Here is a 441-nt window from a genome sequence, read left to right as displayed (position 1 = left end):
ATCGCCTTGAACTGCTTGCGTAATATTCGTTAGTTTGTCATCAAACTTTTTGACCTCATTCGTTAGATGCGTATTCACATTCTTGACACTCGCATCAAGACCAGCAAAAGCTGAACCAACATCGTTATATGAACTAGTCGTTACTGTACCATTGTCAGTAATATTAGAGATGTTATAAGTCGGAGATGTAAAAACACCATCTTTAAATGTAGCACTACCACCTAAATAAGATGCAACATTGCTACCTACGGTATGAAGCTGGTCACCATTTACAGCATCATGTGAATCCTTGGCTATCTTACCAGCCGCAACATTATGCAATCCAACAGTGCCTGTTTTGGGATCACCAAAAGTCACACTATTCTTATTAACTTTAGGTGCTGTTCTGGTAAGTGTACTGACCTCTTCTGAAGCTTCTTCCTCATCATAAAGAACTGCCAC

At 39.7% G+C, this 441-nt stretch carries 1 pseudogene; it reads right to left on the bottom strand.

Annotated elements, in window-relative coordinates:
• Positions 1–441: pseudogene (locus tag J7R13_RS08995) on the bottom strand (hypothetical protein); the annotation flags it as partial.

The sequence above is a fragment of the Bartonella taylorii 8TBB genome, assembly GCF_902825155.1.
In the GTDB taxonomy this organism is placed as follows: domain Bacteria; phylum Pseudomonadota; class Alphaproteobacteria; order Rhizobiales; family Rhizobiaceae; genus Bartonella; species Bartonella taylorii_A.
Note: the sequence above shows the minus strand (reverse complement) of the source record. Positions and strands in the feature narration are given on the sequence as shown.